Annotated in this window: 10 protein-coding genes; 8 read left to right on the plus strand and 2 right to left on the minus strand. The window is 53.5% G+C overall.

The genetic code is table 11. From position 1 onward, the window contains the following. Positions 1-333 precede the first annotated feature (333 nt). Together CX651_RS07135 and CX651_RS07140 are read left to right on the plus strand one after the other, a co-directional pair. Positions 334-1,332, plus strand: coding sequence for an ABC transporter substrate-binding protein (locus CX651_RS07135; protein ID WP_101055102.1), 999 nt, complete (start codon positions 334-336; stop codon positions 1,330-1,332). After that, positions 1,329-2,654 (plus strand): GGDEF domain-containing protein, encoded by a 1,326-nt coding sequence (locus CX651_RS07140; protein ID WP_101055104.1) that lies wholly within the window; start codon positions 1,329-1,331, stop codon positions 2,652-2,654. The genes CX651_RS07135 and CX651_RS07140 overlap by 4 nt, the downstream gene beginning before the upstream one ends. Positions 2,655-2,693: 39 nt before the next feature. Here the strand turns inward: CX651_RS07140 and msrQ are convergent, their stop codons facing one another. Together msrQ and msrP are read right to left on the minus strand one after the other, a co-directional pair. Beyond that, the gene (gene msrQ, locus CX651_RS07145) at positions 2,694-3,308 is read right to left on the minus strand and encodes a protein-methionine-sulfoxide reductase heme-binding subunit MsrQ (protein ID WP_101055106.1); all 615 of its coding nucleotides are present in this window, start codon (positions 3,306-3,308) and stop codon (positions 2,694-2,696) included. Beyond that, a complete protein-coding gene (gene msrP, locus CX651_RS07150; RefSeq protein WP_101055108.1) occupies positions 3,305-4,300 on the minus strand; it encodes a protein-methionine-sulfoxide reductase catalytic subunit MsrP in 996 nt (331 codons plus the stop codon). The genes msrQ and msrP overlap by 4 nt, the downstream gene beginning before the upstream one ends. Before the next feature lie 279 nt (positions 4,301-4,579). Here msrP and rmuC point away from each other — a divergent pair, with 279 nt between their 5' ends. From rmuC to CX651_RS07180, 6 genes are all read left to right on the plus strand, one after another. Beyond that, complete coding sequence (rmuC, locus tag CX651_RS07155) at positions 4,580-6,076, plus strand: DNA recombination protein RmuC (protein WP_101055110.1); 1,497 nt, start codon at positions 4,580-4,582, stop codon at positions 6,074-6,076. A gap of 44 nt (positions 6,077-6,120) precedes the next feature. Then, positions 6,121-8,070 (plus strand): transglycosylase SLT domain-containing protein, encoded by a 1,950-nt coding sequence (locus CX651_RS07160; protein ID WP_229839772.1) that lies wholly within the window; start codon positions 6,121-6,123, stop codon positions 8,068-8,070. 170 nt (positions 8,071-8,240) lie between these two features. Continuing rightward, positions 8,241-8,957, plus strand: coding sequence for an EAL domain-containing protein (locus tag CX651_RS07165; protein ID WP_101055112.1), 717 nt, complete (start codon positions 8,241-8,243; stop codon positions 8,955-8,957). Between the two features lie 13 nt (positions 8,958-8,970). Continuing rightward, on the plus strand, positions 8,971-9,873 hold the full coding sequence (locus tag CX651_RS07170) for an AAA family ATPase (protein WP_101055114.1): 903 nt from the start codon (positions 8,971-8,973) through the stop codon (positions 9,871-9,873). Further along, positions 9,761-10,861 carry a DUF58 domain-containing protein gene (locus tag CX651_RS07175; RefSeq protein ID WP_229839771.1) on the plus strand — a complete coding sequence of 367 codons (1,101 nt, stop codon included), beginning with the start codon at positions 9,761-9,763 and terminating at the stop codon, positions 10,859-10,861. The genes CX651_RS07170 and CX651_RS07175 overlap by 113 nt, the downstream gene beginning before the upstream one ends. Further along, positions 10,858-12,921, plus strand: coding sequence for a transglutaminase TgpA family protein (locus CX651_RS07180; RefSeq protein WP_101055116.1), 2,064 nt, complete (start codon positions 10,858-10,860; stop codon positions 12,919-12,921). Before CX651_RS07175 ends, CX651_RS07180 begins: the two co-directional genes overlap by 4 nt. Positions 12,922-12,925 lie beyond the last annotated feature (4 nt).

Raw genomic sequence — 12,925 nt, forward strand, 5'->3', positions numbered from 1 at the left:
TGAATATCCTTTTGGGTGTATATTACTCAAATGACACAGATTTATGAACACTACCGACAAGGATGTGCGTTATCACCCCAGATAGTATTTCACAACTTATTTCACTTTTTGAATCCTATTGCATTATTGTTCGCTTGCTACAATTAACAAAAGAAATAACTGTCTTCCGCTATCGGTTTCACTTTCCAACCGAATACCACAAATAATCCCATGAAAAATATGAGCCTTTTATAGCACGCCCTTCCGTTTGCACTACACTTAAGAAAGTTGAAATCATCTGGATTGAACAAAACACGGGCTTCAGACTATGACTAATGGAGGACAGCAATAACCATGGGAAAGATGCTAGTGCCTTTGGCTCTATTGCTATTCTTGTTTATCTGGCTCAGCATGCCCAGACAGCCAAACTCCCCAGTTTTGCTCAACCAGACGCCGGTTCGCATCGCCGTATCCACCTCACTGCTTTCGGCCCCTGTCATTATTGCCGACAAGCTCGAACTCTTTGCCCGCGAAGGCGTCTATGTAGTGCTGCAACCACTTCAAGGAGGTGATCTTTGCTTCGAGGCTATGCTCAATAACAGGGCTGATCTGGCCACCAGCTCTGAATCCGTAGTGATGTTTAATAGCTTCAAGCGAACCGACTTCACCGTACTGGCAAGCTTTGCCGAATCGGATAACGACATCAAACTGTTAACCCTACATCAGAGCGGTATCACCACTCCGGCCCAACTGGAAGGTAAGCGCGTTGGCGTCGTCGCCGGCAGCGCCAGCGAGTATTTTCTTGATACCATACTCAACATAGCCGGACACCCGTCCTTAGCGCCGGTTCGGGTGGATATCCGCCCGTCCGCTTTAGCACCGGCGCTGCTTGCAGGCGATGTGGATGCAATTTCGGTTTGGGAACCATACGGATTTCAGCTATCGCAACATCAACCTGGCAAGATAAACGAATTTCCCAGCCGCGGTTTGTATAGCCTATCTTTTAATCTCATCAGTCGTAAGGGCGACAATCAGGCGTACTACGAACACCATGTGCGGATCCTCAAGGCGTTGAAACTCGCCAGTGAATTTATTGTTCTGCACCCGCAGGAAGCCCGTCAGTTGGTTGCCGAATATCTGCACCTGCCCACTGAAGAAGTCGTCGCCCTATGGCCAGACTATCTGTTTCGTTTGTCATTGGGTAATAGCTTGCTCAGCAATCTGCAATCACAGGCACGCTGGGCCATGACCAGCGGCACCATAGAAGCCCAGCAGTTGCCCGACTTCAGAAATGTTATCGCACCCGAAGCACTGGATCAGATACAACATATGTCATTGGTAGAACAGAGATGAAATTATCCAGCCGCCTCAATATCCTGGTCATTCTCTGTGTTACTCTGACACTGGTACTAGCGCTGTCATTGCTGCAGCAACGTCATTTCTCCCAGCAGACGTTCCAACAGATGCACAAACTGGTGGAACTGCAACTACACCTGGATCTGCTGAGATCCAACTTATGGCTGCTGCAACAATACAGGGACACCCAAGCGGTGGAAAACACCCAAAGGGATCTGCTGCGCCTGAACGCCCTCTTGACTACCACTCAGGTCGATGATGAGCAGCAACAACAGCTGTTGGCTAACCTCAAACGCCAAAGCAACAACATCAGCACCCTGTTGGAGCATTCTCTGCCCAAGCTGTCTCTGATAGCAGATGATCAATTGGTCAGTAGTATGTTGCTGTCAAGATATAATATGAGCATTCAATCCATGAGCGAAGACCTGTTTCGCTTTCAACATCACACCATGGACAGAGCCCGTGTGCTGCAGCTCAGTCATCTCTATCTCAACGGTGCCCTGCTGTTGGCCATAGCCCTGCTGGTGACCGGCTTTACTCTGCATACTCTGAGGCGTTTTCGCCGCCATTTGGGCAGTTTAAAACGCGGCATTCGCGATCTGGCCAAGGGCGATCTTCATAGCCGTATCAGACTGGAACAACAAGATGAACTCTCGGAGCTGGCCCATGAGTTCAACAATATGAAGCAGGCATTGATGGAAGCGACAAAGCGAAAAGATCAATTACAGCAGGAAGTAGAGGAACAAACCCAGCAATTGCAACTACAGCAAGATAGATTGCGCTATCTGGCAGATCATGACGATCTCACCGGCGCACTCAATCGCGGCGCCGCCACCACCGAGTTGGAACACGCCATTGTGCGTTGCCAGCGTCAACAGCTTAAGGCGGCGCTGCTATTCATTGATCTGGATAAATTCAAACCCATCAACGACAATTTTGGTCACAACGCCGGTGACGCAGTGCTGGTGGAAATAGCCAAAAGGCTGAAGGAGACATTAAGACGCTCTGATCTGGTGGCCCGCATCGGCGGTGATGAATTTATCATCTGGCTGGAGCCAATAACCGACCGTAAAGAAGTCTGCACTGTGCTGGAAAAAATCAATACCCTCGGCCGCGATATCCCCTGGCAAGGACAACAACTTCAGGTTGGCCTGAGTACCGGCATCAGCCTTTATCCCGAGCATGGCGATACCCTGGCCGAGCTTATCAACGCTGCCGACAGCGCCATGTATCAGGCTAAGCAGGCACCCCTGCAAACTTCCAAGGAGTTTGCAGCAAAGAAGCAATACAGCTTTGCCTCGCCCTTGGCCGACGCCTGACAAAGCCTACCGTCTCATGCTCAGTCTCTGCGTCTTTCTTCAAGCAAACGGCCACAGGCGCCGAAACCAGTTAAATCTCGGTAATCTTATCGCCAACAACAGCAACATGGCAGCAAGATAAAGACCGGGTTCGATGATTTCAGACTTCACCGACCAGTAATAATGCACAGGTACCAACAGGGCTATGGCATAAATACTGTAGTGCAGTTGCTGCCAACGCCTTCCCATCCGGCGTTGCAATGCCTTGAACGAGGTCAGCGCCAGCGCAGCAAGCAACAACCAGGCGCTGGCCCCCACCAAAATATAGGGACGCTTGATAATTTCACTGAGTAGCAGCTCCCAGGCAAACAGCAGATCCAGGCTGAAATAGCTGAGAATATGCAAGCAGGCCCAGGCAAATACCCAGAGTCCGAGCAAACGCCGGGTCTGCATCAACAACCCCAGTTTGAATTTTCTGGCCACAGGCGATACCAACAAGGTTGCCACCAAGGCGTTGAGTGCCCCTTTGCCGGTGAAATGGATAATATATTGCACAGGATCACCACCGGCGCTATCTGTCACCACTTGCAGAACCAAATAAAGCAGTGGCAAACCGGCGGCCAAATGCAACAACGCCTTTAACCAAGGCAGTTGCTTGGGAGCTAGACGCATCAATAATATTTCCTTAAATCCAGATCCCGGTACAGATGAGCAACCTGCTCGCCATAGCCGTTGAACATCTGGGTCGGGATCCGTTTGGCAGAGAAGATCCCGCCTTCGGCAATCCGCCGCTCTGTCGCCTGTGACCAACGCGGGTGATCCACCTTGGGGTTCACGTTGGCATAAAAACCATATTCATTGGGTGCCAATTGATTCCAACTGGTCGGCGGCTGTTTGTCCAAAAGCCTAATTTTCACGATAGATTTAATGCTCTTGAAACCGTATTTCCAGGGCACCACCAAACGCACGGGAGCACCATTTTGCGGCGGCAGCGTCTTGCCATAGAGGCCCACCGACAGGAAGCTCAACTCGTTCATCGCCTCATCGAGCCTTAATCCCTCCACATAGGGATAATGAATGCCGCCGCCCATCAGGCGATTGCGTTGCCCAGGCATCTGCTCGGGATCAAACAGGGTTTCAAAGGCCACATGAGTCGCAGAGGATTTGACTCCGGCCTTGGCCAGCAAAGCCGCCAGCGGAAAGCCGACCCAGGGGATCACCATGGACCAGGCCTCGACACAGCGCAAACGATAGTGACGCTCCTCCAGAGGAAGCAACTTGAGCAAATCGTCATAATCCAGCGTCAAAGGGCGCTCGACCTCGCCTTCGACTTTCAGCATCCAGGGATTAACCTTGAGGCCCTGACTGTTTTCGAAGGGATCTTGTTTACCTGTACCAAACTCGTAAAAATTGTTATGGTGGATCACCTTATCAAGGGGGGTCAGGCTCCCCGGTAATTGAAACTCAGGGTTGCTGCGATAGTTGAGATTTGAGGTCACAAATGCCTCGTTCTCGCGCTTTTCACCAAAAAGGTCAAACAGGCCAGCCTGAACATGGCCGGGAATACTGGCACCTATAGCGCCGAGCCCCAACGCCTTGACTATGTTGCGCCGATCGCGAAACACAGATTCCGGCGTGACTTCAGTTGCCGGCAACTCCCAGGGCATTTGCCTACCAATCCCTAGTTTAAATTTTTTATTGCTCACAGTGACCTCTCAATAGCTGCAGTCAATTCAGTTTATAAGACCCAGGCAGGCAAAGAAAAATTTCCTGCTGGAATAATTCCAGCAACTCCATTGGCTGAACATTGGCTGACAAGGGGTACAAAATGGGCAACTCTTGGCCATTTATCCTGAGTCTGCATGCCCTGGCCCTTGAAGGCCCTGACTCATTCTGCGACTCTATCCGGGTTTTCCGCTCCTCTTTTTGCACTCAAGGGACATGATATGGACTTGGCCACCACAATTTCCGCGCCTCAACTCATTGCCGCCGCAGCCGTATTACTGCTGGGTATCTTGCTTGGCGCCCTCTTTAATCAACGCATGACCCGTAGCCGCTGGCAACAGATTAAAGACCAGTTAATACTGCAACATGAACAAAGATGCAGCGAGCTCAGCGAACAACTCAGCAGCAGTCAGGAAAAAGCCGAATGGCTGGTGTCACAACTCGGTAAAGCAGAGGCTATTGCCGAGCGGGTGCCTGACCTGGAACAGCAACTCAAAGATGCTCAGCGCAAACAGTTGGAAACCCAGCTTAACCTGTCAAAATCCAATGCGATGCAGCAGACAATCAGCGCCCGCTTCGACGCCGAGCAACAGGCGCTCAACGATAAGATTGAACTGCTTGAACGCAGTGAAGCCCGCTTAAAAGAACAGTTTGAAAATCTCGCCAACAAAATTTTTGAAGACAGAAGCGAAAGGCTAAAATCCCAGAATTTATCGCAACTCGATGGCGTACTTGGGCCACTAAAGCAACAGCTCGAAGGCTTCAGAAGACAAATTCATGAATCCTATTCACAAGAACAGAGTGAACGTTCCTCACTGAAACACCAGTTGGAAGATCTCAAACAACTCAACCTGCGCATGAGCCAAGATGCGGTCAATCTCACCAAGGCGCTCAAGGGTGACAACAAGCAGCAAGGCAATTGGGGCGAAGTGATCCTGGAGCGTGTGCTGCAGGAAAGTGGCCTCAGACAAGGGCACGAGTATGATGTGCAACAGGATCTGAAAAATGATGCCGGCAAGCGCTTTAAACCCGATGTCATCGTCCACCTGCCGGCCAATAAGGATGTGGTAATAGATGCCAAGATGTCACTGCTCGCCTATGAACGCTACTACAACGCCGAAACCGATGAAGAGCGTTCCCTGGCGCTGCGTGAACATATCAACTCTATCCGCGGTCATATCAAAGGCCTGAGCCAGAAGGACTACCAGCAACTGCACGGCATCAAGAGCCTCGATTATGTATTAATGTTTATTCCGGTGGAACCCGCCTTCCTGCTGGCACTGGAACAAGAGCCGCAGTTGGTGAATTTCGCGCTCGAAAACAACATCATGCTCGTCAGCCCAACCAATCTTTTGGTAGCACTGCGCACCATCAATAACATCTGGCGCTACGAATACCAAAACCAACACGCACAAAGGATCGCCAGGCAAGCCGGTAAAATTTACGATAAACTCTGTGGCTATCTGGAAGATATGGACAAACTCGGGCGCGCGCTGGACAATGCAGAGAAGTGTTTCAACGGCGCCATGAATAAACTGGCTACCGGCAGGGGTAACCTTGTCCGCCAGGCTCACCAGATGCAACAGTTGGGCGTTGAAACCAGTAAACAATTGGATAAACAACTACTTGAAAAGGCGATGACAGAAACGCCCTTGCCAGTAGGCAAGGAGGTTGATGCCATAGAAAATACAGAGAAGGACGGCGAACTCACCTCCTGAATTCAGCCTCTCAAGTGAAACTGGCCATCAACAAGGAGTTTTAGATGCGCAGAGCCTTGACCCGAATCGCCCTCGCCGGCAGCGTTGCCTTGAGTGCATTGACAGTATCCATCCCTTGGATGCTGTTTCCCGGGATAGGCCATGCGGCCAAGGCACCTGCCGCTTTGGAGCAACAACGCCAAAGCTACCTAAAGGCCAGAGAAGCGCTGGACAAGGGCCAACTTGCCGATTATCGCAAGCTCAGGGCCCAACTCAAGGATTACCCGCTCAATATCTATCTGGATTTTCACGCCGAGCTCGATGACATAATGGCGCTTGCAGGCCCAGAAGCACAAAAGGCGATAGACAAATTTGAGCATTCGCCCCTGCATGGCAGCGCCCGTCACAGGTACCTGCTGCGAGCCGGCGCCGACAAACGCTGGCAGGACTTTCTGGCCATTTCCCCGGAACTGCCCCGAGCCACTGAGCTGCAATGTTACTTTTACCGGGCCCAGCTTGGGCAAGGGAATAAACAGGTCGCCTGGGATGGTGCCCGTCAACTCTGGCTCTATGGTCGCTCCCGTCCCAAGGAGTGCGATCCCCTGTTCAATGCCTGGAGCAAAGCCGGGCTTCGCTCACAGGAGTTGATCTGGTCGCGAATGTTGCTGGCCTTTGACGCCGGCCAAAGCGGTCTGCTGCAGTATCTGGGACGCAAAGTCACCCAACATCAGAATCAGGCCAAACTGCTGCAGGCGGTATACAAAGATCCCAATCGCCTTAGACACATGAACCAGTTTGATGGCGCGGCCCCCATCTACAGCGATATCGTTTCTGCCGGACTCAAGCGCCTGGCCCGTAAAGATCTTCGTCAGGCGGTGCGTTTGTACGTTAAGTATGAAAAGGCCGGTAGATTCAGCGACTTCCAGGGGCGACAACTGAACCGTTATCTGGTCAGGCGAGCGCTTATCGTCGAGGACGAAGGGCTTAGGGATCATATCGACACTATGTTGCCGCTGCTCGAAGCCGACGATCTGACCGAGCGCCGTTTGCGCTGGGCCATTGCCGAGCAAAATGACGCCGATATCCGCCGTTTTCTCCCCTTACTCAGCGACCAAGGCCGCAACGATGCCCGCTGGCGCTACTGGCATCTGAGAGTCAATGGCCGGGACGATGCTGTGCTCGAAGCGCTCAGCAAAGAACGTAATTTCTATGGTTTCTGGGCCGCCGCCGAACTCGGTATCGCCCCCAATCTGGCGCATGTGCCGACTCAACCACAGGCACAGATGCAGGCAAGGCTTGCCGATGACAAGGCGCTTGCCCGGGTATCTGAGCTGCTGGCGCTGGATAAGTTGGTCGATGCCAGAATCGAATGGAGCCAAATGCTCGCCCGCCACAACAAACAGATGCGTGCCCAGTATGGGGTCTATGCTCAACAGCAAGGATGGGATGCATTGGCGGTTGAAGCCAGTATTCAGGCCAAGCTCTGGAATGATATGGAGATGCGCTTTCCCTATGCCGCCGATCCTTTCTTTACCCAGGCAGGTAAAGACTTCAAGGTCAATGTCAATGAAATTCGCGCAATCTCCCGCCGCGAAAGCGCCTTCTACCCCTACGCGACTTCGTCAGTGGGTGCCAGAGGCCTTATGCAATTGATGCCAGCCACCGCCAAGCAAACCGCGAAACAGTTTAAACTGGCGTTCAACGGCAATCGCAGTTTGTACGACCCGGCCATCAATGTGCCACTCGGCAGTGCCTACTACACCAAGCTGCTGGAACAGTTCGACAACAATCGGGTACTGGCCGTTGCCGCATACAATGCCGGTCCACATAGGGTAAAACGCTGGTTGAAGCAGAGCGATGGCAAACTGGATGTGATGAGCTTTATTGAAACTATCCCTTTCAGCGAAACCCGCGCCTATGTGCAGGCGGTGTTCACCTACCGGCAAATTTATGAACTGCGTCAACAGCAAACTCGGCCACAGTTCAGCGAAGCAGAACTAGACCGCCGCTATTGAGGCGGCGGTGAATTGGCACTGAGTCAAATTCCCAACACTTTGATATTAAAGAGCTTGTTCCTAGACGTATTTTTCAGCGCTCAACGCTTTAGTGGGGTAAATTGACTTGTTATCTTGGCCCCATAATGGGAATAATTAGCATTCATTTAGCTAACTCCGTTGATAACTACATGGATCTTTCCCCTCCGCGGCACATTGCCTGTGAATATCAGCCGCTTGTCTGTCCCCGAACTCTGGCCATTCAAGGCTATGAAGCCCTGGCCCGCTTTTACGATCACCAAGGAGCCTCCTTGGCACCTAATCTGGTATTCGACTGGCTGCATAGAGACAGCCGTGCTCTGGCGGCGGTAGAACTGCAAGCCAAGCTGTTGCAACTCAGTCAGGCGCCCAAGACTCCCAGACTCAACCTCAACCTGGATCCTCACGCACTCGATAGCAGCAACTGTCAGTACATGATGCAGGCACTGGATAAGTATCAGCAGCAAACCGGAGGCTTGACGGTGGAGCTGATAGAAAACACCTGCGTCAACGATGCCGACAAGGCACAAACATTACTCAAGGAGCTGCACCGGCGCGGGATCACCGTAGCGCTCGATGACGTCGGCGCACCCCATGCCATGGTGTCGCTACAACTGTTGACCGCCGTAGACTGCATCAAGCTCGACCGTCACTGGCTCAGTGCCATCCAGATACCACTCATGGCTAAGCTTCTGGAAAACTTGCTTAATTTTGCCAAGTCCTGCCAAAAAATAACTATACTCGAAGGAATAGAAACCGAGCAGCACCTGTCTCAGGCTCTGGCTTTGGATGTGGATTTGGTGCAAGGTTTCTACTTCAGACCTCAGTTCATCCAAACCGAGCCGGAACTGATTTCAGTGACCATCTAACAAGGAAGCCAATGTGTCCAGGAGCCAGATAACCCAGGTACTGCAGCAGCTCGAGCAAGTTTTGATAGGCAAGCCCAGGGTAATACGGCTGGCACTGGCCTGCATTCTGGCTCGCGGTCACCTGCTGATTGAAGATCTGCCGGGCATGGGCAAAACCAGTTTATCCCACGCGCTGGCGCAAACCTTAGGCCTGAGTTATCAGCGGGTACAGTTTACCAGCGACATGCTGCCGGCAGATATTCTCGGGGTTTCCATCTTTGATAAGCAGCAATCTGAGTTTGTATTCCACCCTGGCCCCATCTTCAAACAGATGGTGCTGGCCGACGAAATCAACCGCGCCAGCCCCAAAACCCAGAGCGCCTTGCTCGAGGCGATGGCAGAGCGGCAGATCACTGTCGACGGTGTGACCCACAGGCTGCCGCATCCTTTTTTTGTGGTCGCCACCCAAAACCCCACAGACCAATCAGGCACCTTTCCACTGCCGGAATCCCAGCTGGACCGCTTTATGATGCGCCTCTCCATTGGTTATCCCAACCAGGACGCCGAGTTGGCCATGCTCAAAGGACAGGAGCGCAACCAGCCCCTGCCCCAGTGTCTGAGTGCGCTCGAGCTGGATCAACTGCAGCAGGAGTGCGAACAGGTGGCCGCTTCCGACGCCCTGCTTAACTATATTCTGGCGCTGGTGGAGGCTTCCCGCAACCAAAACGAAGGCTATGGCCTTTCCCCCAGAGCCACCAAGGCGCTGCTGGCGGCTGCCAAGGCCTGGGCCTATATCCAGGGGCGTCAATATCTGGTGCCCGAAGATGTGCAAGCTGTGTTTGGCGCCGTTGCCGAGCACCGCCTGCGGCATTCGAGCCAACTTCAGGGCGAGCAGTTATCGGCCAAGTTACTCGGCACCATTAATCCCATTCGGTAACAACGAGATGGCCTCTGTGACCTCCCTCTTCTCTGCGCGGCTCAACCGCTGGTTGTCACGGCGTATTCCCGCCGCCAAAGAGCAACGTTTGAGCCACAGAAGCATCTTTATTCTTCCCAGCGGCTTTGGCGTTATCTGGCTGGCGCTGGTACTGCTGCTGTTTCTGTTCGGCACCAACTATCAAAACAACCTGGTGATCGGTCTGGCCATAGTATTGGCCAGCGTGTTTCACACCTGCATCATTCACAGTTACCGCAACCTGGCGGGATTGAGACTCAGTGCCCGTAAGCCTCCCCAAGCCTACGCCGGTGACACCCTCTCCTTCCCTGTCACCGTCAGCGCCGACAGAAGCCTGTTTCGGCTCGGTTTCAGCTACCCAGGAGAGCGGCAAGTCTTTATCTCCTGTGTCGATAACCAGGAGCAGACGGCTTTGGTGCCCATGCAGCCAAGGCCCAGAGGCCTTTGGCATCCAGGTAGACTCAAGGTGGAGTCCTGCTATCCTCTGGGGCTCTGCCGCGCCTGGTCTCATCTGGATCTCGACACCAGTCAATGGGTGTTTCCAGCGCCTGTGGTCAGCACAGCTAAACTGGGCCGCTGTGAACACGTCCCCGAATCCCAAGACAGTGGCGAGTGGCTCAGCGGCGTCGATGAATACGCCGGGCTTAAGAGCTATGTTCCGGGTGAATCGCTCAAACAGGTGGCCTGGAAACAGTGGGCTCAGGGCCGAGGCATGCTCAGCAAGGAGTTTGCCGAGCCTCAGGGGGCGCCCTTGTGGCTGGAGCTTAATAGCAAGTTAACCGGCGATGAGTTGGAAAAGCGCCTGGGTGAGCTGAGTTATCAGGTCAATCAATTGGCCCATTCAGGCCAAACCTGGGGGCTTAAGTTAGCGGGCAGGATTATAGCGCCTTCTCAAGGCGAACCTCGGCGTCAGGAATGCCTCAAAGCCCTGGCGCTCTATCCGGCAAAGGCTGAAGGTACCGGCCGATGAAAGCCGCTCGCTTGCAAACCGCGCTCAAGGAGACCTCGGAGGAGATCATCGCCCGCCGCACCTTGCTTTGGCTGCTGATCACCAATCTGGCAGTGCTGGCGCCGCTTGCAAGCAAAATCACCCTGGGAACCCTGGGGATCTGCGCCATCTGTTTTGTCTGGCGCTTGGGGATCTATCTTGGCAAGGTCGCCAGGCCCCCCAGAGTGCTGGTGACTGTGCTGGCCATTGCTGCGGCGCTGACGTTGGCGCTGGTGAGTCGCGAACTTGGCCTGCTAAATGCCCTGGTCAACTTGTTGATCCTCGGCTATTCCCTCAAATATATCGAAATGCGCAGTCGCCGCGATGTCAAAGCCGTGGTACTGGTGGGCTACTTTCTTATCGCCCTCACCTTTATCGACCATCAACAGATGCTCGACGCCCTGCAACTCTCGCTGGTGGCTGCGCTCAACACCTGTGTGTTGGCAAGCCTCTACCACGAACAGGCCTCGTTCAATCGCCAACTGAAACTAACCCTGATGCTGCTGGCACAGAGTCTGCCGCTGGCGCTGCTGCTTTTTGTGGTGCTGCCGCGTTTCAGTCCGCTTTGGATGGTGCCGCAGATGAAAAGCAGTACCACAGGGCTGTCCGATGAGCTTAGCTTTGGTGATATCTCGCGCCTGACCAAATCCAACGAGCTGGCATTTCGCGCCAGTTTCAAGGGCCAGATACCGGCTCCCGAAGACAGGTATTGGCGCGCACTGGTATTGGAAGAATATGACGGCAAACGCTGGCAGCAGTCACGGGGAATAAAGGCGCTGCAGCAAGACAGCTTTATCATGAATAGCCGCCCCGAACCCGGCGTCCCCAAAGGGCCTTTTATCGATTACAGCATCATAGCCGAGCCGAGCGGCCAGCATTGGCTGTTCGGCTTGGATCTCGCCTACAGCATGGATCCACGCCTGGTGAATCTACCGGACTTTCGCCTCTATGCCATAAGGCCGGTAGAACAAAAGTTGCAATACCGGGTGATGAGCTATCCTGATGCCCCGCTGGATAACCGCTTGAAAGCGCCGCTGCGGCAGCTCAATCTGAGCCTCCCCGATGAAATCAACCCCCGCAGCCGCAAACTTGCCGCCGATTTTGCCCATCGTTACCCGCAAGCCGAGCAGCGCTTGACGGCCATGATGCAGTATTTCAACAGTCAGCCGTTTTTCTACACCCTGACGCCCCCGCCGGTGGGGCCGCAGCAACTGGACGACTTTTTGTTTGAAAATCGTGCCGGTTTCTGCGTTCACTACGCCTCAGCATTCACCTTCATGGCCAGAGCCACCGGCTTGCCCGCCCGCATCGTCACCGGCTATCAGGGCGGCGAATACAACCCGCAGGCCGGTTATCTCAGCGTGTATCAATATATGGCCCACGCCTGGAGTGAGGTCTATCTCGAAGGCAAAGGTTGGGTACGTTACGATCCCACCGCCATGATAGCGCCCGAACGAATTGAGCAGGGTTTCGACTCCCTGTTCAGCCCTGAAGAAAGCTATCTTTCCGACCGTTCTTTCGCCGGGGTTAGGGCCAGCGACTGGTACAACAGCCTGAGACTCAGACTCGCCAGCCTGGACTACTACTGGAGCGTCTGGGTGCTGGGTTTTGACAACGAGCGCCAGCAACAAGTGCTCTCCAAGCTGCTGGGAGAAGTGAGTATCGGCCGTCTGGCAGCCTTGGTCCTCGGGGTGATGACCCTTACCTTTATCGCCATTATGTTCAACACTGGCCTGCTGCGGCTTAAAAGAGGCCCGGACAGCATCAACCGTCACTATCTCAAGGTATGCCGCCAGGCAGCCAGACTGGGGCTGCCAAAGCCAGCTTCCTTGGGGCCTGTGGATTACGCCGCGGCGCTTGTTGCGCGCTGGCCGGCGCTGACAGAGGAGATAGAAAGCTGGACCTCACTCTATATTCAGCTCAAGTATCAAGGCGCTTCCAAGGAGTCGGCAATATATAAACGCCGCTTTATCCGTCAGTCCCGCACTTTGTGGTTCAAACTGCTGAAACAAGATTTGCAACCCGATAAATCAAGCACCTAGAATA

The organism is Shewanella chilikensis, from assembly GCF_002836945.1.
GTDB lineage: Bacteria > Pseudomonadota > Gammaproteobacteria > Enterobacterales > Shewanellaceae > Shewanella > Shewanella chilikensis.

Excerpts from the sequence above, each read along its gene's own strand:
- rmuC (WP_101055110.1), top strand. The coding sequence starts at position 4,580 with ATGGACTTGGCCACCACAATTTCCGCGCCTCAACTCATTGCCGCCGCA.
- CX651_RS07140 (WP_101055104.1), top strand. The coding sequence starts at position 1,329 with ATGAAATTATCCAGCCGCCTCAATATCCTGGTCATTCTCTGTGTTACT.
- msrP (WP_101055108.1), bottom strand. The coding sequence starts at position 4,300 with ATGCCCTGGGAGTTGCCGGCAACTGAAGTCACGCCGGAATCTGTGTTT.
- CX651_RS07135 (WP_101055102.1), top strand. The coding sequence starts at position 334 with ATGGGAAAGATGCTAGTGCCTTTGGCTCTATTGCTATTCTTGTTTATC.
- CX651_RS07165 (WP_101055112.1), top strand. The coding sequence starts at position 8,241 with ATGGATCTTTCCCCTCCGCGGCACATTGCCTGTGAATATCAGCCGCTT.
- CX651_RS07175 (WP_229839771.1), top strand. The coding sequence starts at position 9,761 with ATGTGCAAGCTGTGTTTGGCGCCGTTGCCGAGCACCGCCTGCGGCATT.
- CX651_RS07180 (WP_101055116.1), top strand. The coding sequence starts at position 10,858 with ATGAAAGCCGCTCGCTTGCAAACCGCGCTCAAGGAGACCTCGGAGGAG.
- CX651_RS07160 (WP_229839772.1), top strand. The coding sequence starts at position 6,121 with ATGCGCAGAGCCTTGACCCGAATCGCCCTCGCCGGCAGCGTTGCCTTG.